This is a genomic window from Halomonas sp. LBP4 (assembly GCF_003202205.1).
Classification (GTDB): Bacteria; Pseudomonadota; Gammaproteobacteria; order Pseudomonadales; family Halomonadaceae; genus Halomonas; species Halomonas flagellata.
Genome location: NZ_PDOG01000005.1, coordinates 1 through 3,522, shown reverse-complemented (window position 1 = coordinate 3,522; position 3,522 = coordinate 1). Strand labels below are relative to the sequence as shown.

At 57.6% G+C, this 3,522-nt stretch carries 4 protein-coding genes; 2 read left to right on the top strand and 2 right to left on the bottom strand.

Features of this window, described 5'->3' with window-relative positions:
* Positions 1–52: 52 nt before the first annotated feature.
* Together CR157_RS16325 and CR157_RS16320 are read left to right on the top strand one after the other, a co-directional pair.
* Positions 53–511 (top strand): c-type cytochrome, encoded by a 459-nt coding sequence (locus CR157_RS16325; RefSeq protein ID WP_110284609.1) that lies wholly within the window; start codon positions 53–55, stop codon positions 509–511.
* Between the two features lie 40 nt (positions 512–551).
* Positions 552–1,592, top strand: coding sequence for a cytochrome c oxidase assembly protein (locus tag CR157_RS16320; RefSeq protein WP_181422084.1), 1,041 nt, complete (start codon positions 552–554; stop codon positions 1,590–1,592).
* Positions 1,593–1,729: 137 nt separating this feature from the next.
* Here CR157_RS16320 and CR157_RS22345 read toward each other — a convergent pair whose 3' ends face one another.
* Positions 1,730–2,206: a hypothetical protein gene (locus tag CR157_RS22345; protein ID WP_146218707.1), complete on the bottom strand. Its 477-nt coding sequence runs from the start codon at positions 2,204–2,206 to the stop codon at positions 1,730–1,732.
* Positions 2,203–3,384 carry a site-specific integrase gene (locus CR157_RS16315; protein WP_110284607.1) on the bottom strand — a complete coding sequence of 394 codons (1,182 nt, stop codon included), beginning with the start codon at positions 3,382–3,384 and terminating at the stop codon, positions 2,203–2,205. Before CR157_RS16315 ends, CR157_RS22345 begins: the two co-directional genes overlap by 4 nt.
* Positions 3,385–3,522: the final 138 nt, after the last annotated feature.

Genomic DNA, 3,522 nt, shown 5'->3' with positions numbered 1-3,522 from the left:
GAGGGGGAGCTCATGCGTAGCGAAGACCAGGGACAGAGCTGGACACCCCCCGATGCGTGACCGCTGGCCCCTCGTCACGACGTGGCTGCTGTTAATTGCTGCCGGTCAGGCCATGGCGGAGGATGGCCCCTCTTCGAGCGATGCCTCTCCGCTGGAAGACGGGGAAAGGATCTACCTGCAGTATTGTGCCAGCTGCCATGGACCTCGGGGCGAGGGCATGCCGAACTGGGAGCGCCAGAATGCCCAGGGCGAACTGCCGGCTCCCCCCCACGGGCCGGAGGGCCATACCTGGAAGCACTCCGATGCCATGCTCTACCGGATTGTCTCCGAGGGGTGGCGCGACCCCTGGAACAAGACCGAGCGACTCACCATGCCGGCCTTCAAGGATCTCCTGAGCCCTGCCGAGATTCGCGACGTGGTGAACTACCTCAAGACGTTATGGACGCCGGAGCAACGCCGCCATCAGGCGGAAGAGAGCGAGGGAGCCCCATTTCTGACGCAAAGTGAGTAGCGATGCTCTCGGTCGATATTTCCAATCAAGGATGAGTGCCATGGCAACTTCCCGACAGCGGTACTGGATGTGCCTACTATTGGTGCTGCTTGCGACACCGGCGGCAGCACATAGCGATGGTGCGCTGGCGGCTAATGTCTGGTTTTCCTGGTCCTTTGATCTGGATTTCATGCTGCCCTTGGCGCTGGTGTGCTTCGTCTATCTACGTGGTATACGGCAACGCCAACAACGCGGACGACTAACCAGTCATCGAGAGACCTCTCTGGTCTTTCTGGGACTCTTCATGCTTTTCCTCGCCCTCCAGTCGCCCATCGATCCGCTCGGCGAGCGAAGCTTCTCCATGCACCAGGTGCAGCATCTCTTATTACGCACCCTGGGGCCCATGCTGCTGTTTCTTCCCTCCCCACAGACAACCTTTATATCCGGATTGAACACGAATACTCGGCGGGTTCTGGCCCGAGTGGGACGCGTGACGGGACTCGGTGTACTGGCGCATCCGATCACGGCAACCCTGTTGTTTGCAGGCCTGGCTTATGTCTGGCAGTATCCACCGTATTTCGAGTTGGCCTTGCGCAATGACATGGTGCATTACCTGATGCACGTCACCATGCTGGGGTCCGGGCTGTTGTTCTGGTGGTGCATCTTCGATACCCGTCCCTCGAGCACGCGCTATGGAACTCGACTGGCCATGTTGTGGATTGTCACGACCGCTAACATTGCCCTGGGTGCCTACCTGACGATGAAGACAGGCGTATTATTCCCGGTCTACGATGAACTGGGACGATTGTGGGTTGAGGGAAACATGGACGAACTGCTGGGAGGGCTCATTGTCTGGATCCTTGGCAGCATGATGTCGCTGGTGCCGTTTCTGGTGATTATCAGACGCTGGGGCTATAAGAAAGACCGAATGGGAAAGGCAAGGATGACTGTCACCTCTGCGGGTAGTGATGCGGTTCGTAAGGGTCCGAGAGACGCAGCCGAAAATACCCGGCGCCTGGGCTGGATGCTGGGGCTATTCAGCGGAGGAATCTTCCTGGCCTTGATATCGGTAATGTTTCTTTCCCTGGCTGTCAGAGGATAATTCTTTCTGACTTTGCTCGTTGCTTCTTGGTACTGAACGGTCGCAGCCACCGTCCCTGATACTTCTCTGAGATGGAATTTTCCAACTCACACTTACAAGTTATCCGGGAGGCTCTATAAACCATTATATCTAGATCTTTAAAGGTGATTATAGACCCAGATTTTCCCGGAGAATCCGATCGCGCAGGACCCCATTCGATTTTTCCGAGCAAGCCAGTCCCGCTCAACAGCAATAATGCGAGCGGCCAGCTCAGCTTTTGTCAGGCGCATCAAGTAATGCATGCGACGCCGCTCCGCATCGGTGGGTCTTTCCACCTCGCTATTCAGTAGGCGTCCAACGGTACGCCGCCGTCGAACGGGTTGGGCCGCTTCCTCGTATAGTTGACGGCATTCGGGATTGCGCAGAATAGTGGACTCGGAGATACCAATTCCCGTGTCGGAGAGTTCGCGCGATATTCTCGCAATGCGCCCCAGCGTTACGGGGCTGTCGATCTCTTGTAGCCGACTGATCGCCCGGCGCACGATCGTAACGCTTCGATTGCGACGCTGCTGATGACTGCGTTTCAAACCAGCCATCGCAGCCTCTGAAAGTGCCTTACTGGATTGTCGTGTCATCTCTCCTTCCTCCCGATGATCAGTATGACGGGGTCTGCTGCCGCCTGATCAGCTTGCTCAAGAAGTTCCATCTCGGCCAGCACATCGTCGCAGCTCAACATGGCTTCCTTTGCCTTGCGCCCTTCAGCGGGTAGGTTCTGTGCTTCCGCCATTTCTGCCATCTGCGCACAGGCCTGCCGGTAGATGATAACTTGGTCGCGCTTGCGCCAGTCGGGTGCATTCCCGGCACAGCCGATGCAGGCGAACTTGATGGGGCACTGACTGGCCACTGTGCAACGTCCACCGATAACCGGGATCAGTGCACCCACCTGCTCCTGCGCGGCTTCGACCTGCCGCCGGATTTGCGCTGGGGATCGTATATGGGTACGGGATAGATCCACACGGTTTTCAAAGATCTTTCGTTGCAACTCCACCAGCCTGGCCGGCGTCGGCTGGGAATAGTATTCGGTCACTCGCACATCTCTCTGTTTCATGAGTAGTGCGATCACATCCACAGGCGTGTTCAACGCCCGCATTTCGGTGGCAAAGCCGTGGCGCAGCAGGTGGGAGGTGACCCGTACGGCCTCACCGGCAGCAGTTTGCAGCGAGATACCGTGCAACATGATAGACATCGTCGCATTGATGTCCTTATGACTGAAATGCCTTCCGGCATGCTGCCATAAGTAGGGTGCCGGTCGAAGTTTATGCCGCAAACTTCTGGTAGGAGGGATGGTCTCCAGGCTCTGCCCCCGCTCTCGCTGGAACTTCCACCAGGCGTGTAGCGCTCTCATGCAGCGTTCGTCAATATAATAGGGCTCTTCTGCCCGGCGTCCCTTGGGAGCTGCCCGGAAAGCGATCGCTTCCCGGTCCTTGGCGAGCAGCACTCGTGATAGATGCTCCGGACTCAATCTGATCTGCAGGAACTCGTTCATGCGAGCCCCGGTCTTGGTCATAATCTGAATGGCCGCATGCCCGACGAGAGCGGCTAGCTTGAGCGCATCGAGTGGAATAAAGAGTGTCCCCATGTCGTGCGAGATACGTTCCAGCCAGTGGTTGGTTGACGGCTTCCATGTCGCTTGTGGCGGGAGTAGGAACACTCCCTTCGAGTAGCCATTGCGTTTCAGAAAATCAGAATCGATAACCTGAGACCGCAGCACATTGGCCTGCAGCAGTTCGATGAACCAGTAGGGATCTACCAACGAAGTATCATCGCGAGCATGGCCGCCATCAACCGCCGCAATACGGCGCGCATCACCATCGAGCGTGGCGCCCTGATGCCGCTCCCCAGCCGGCCGGGCACCGACTACACCGAGCTGACGGTGCGTGTCACGACGTCC

Excerpts from the sequence above, each read along its gene's own strand:
- CR157_RS16320 (WP_181422084.1), top strand. The coding sequence starts at position 552 with ATGGCAACTTCCCGACAGCGGTACTGGATGTGCCTACTATTGGTGCTG.
- CR157_RS22345 (WP_146218707.1), bottom strand. The coding sequence starts at position 2,206 with ATGACACGACAATCCAGTAAGGCACTTTCAGAGGCTGCGATGGCTGGT.
- CR157_RS16325 (WP_110284609.1), top strand. The coding sequence starts at position 53 with ATGCGTGACCGCTGGCCCCTCGTCACGACGTGGCTGCTGTTAATTGCT.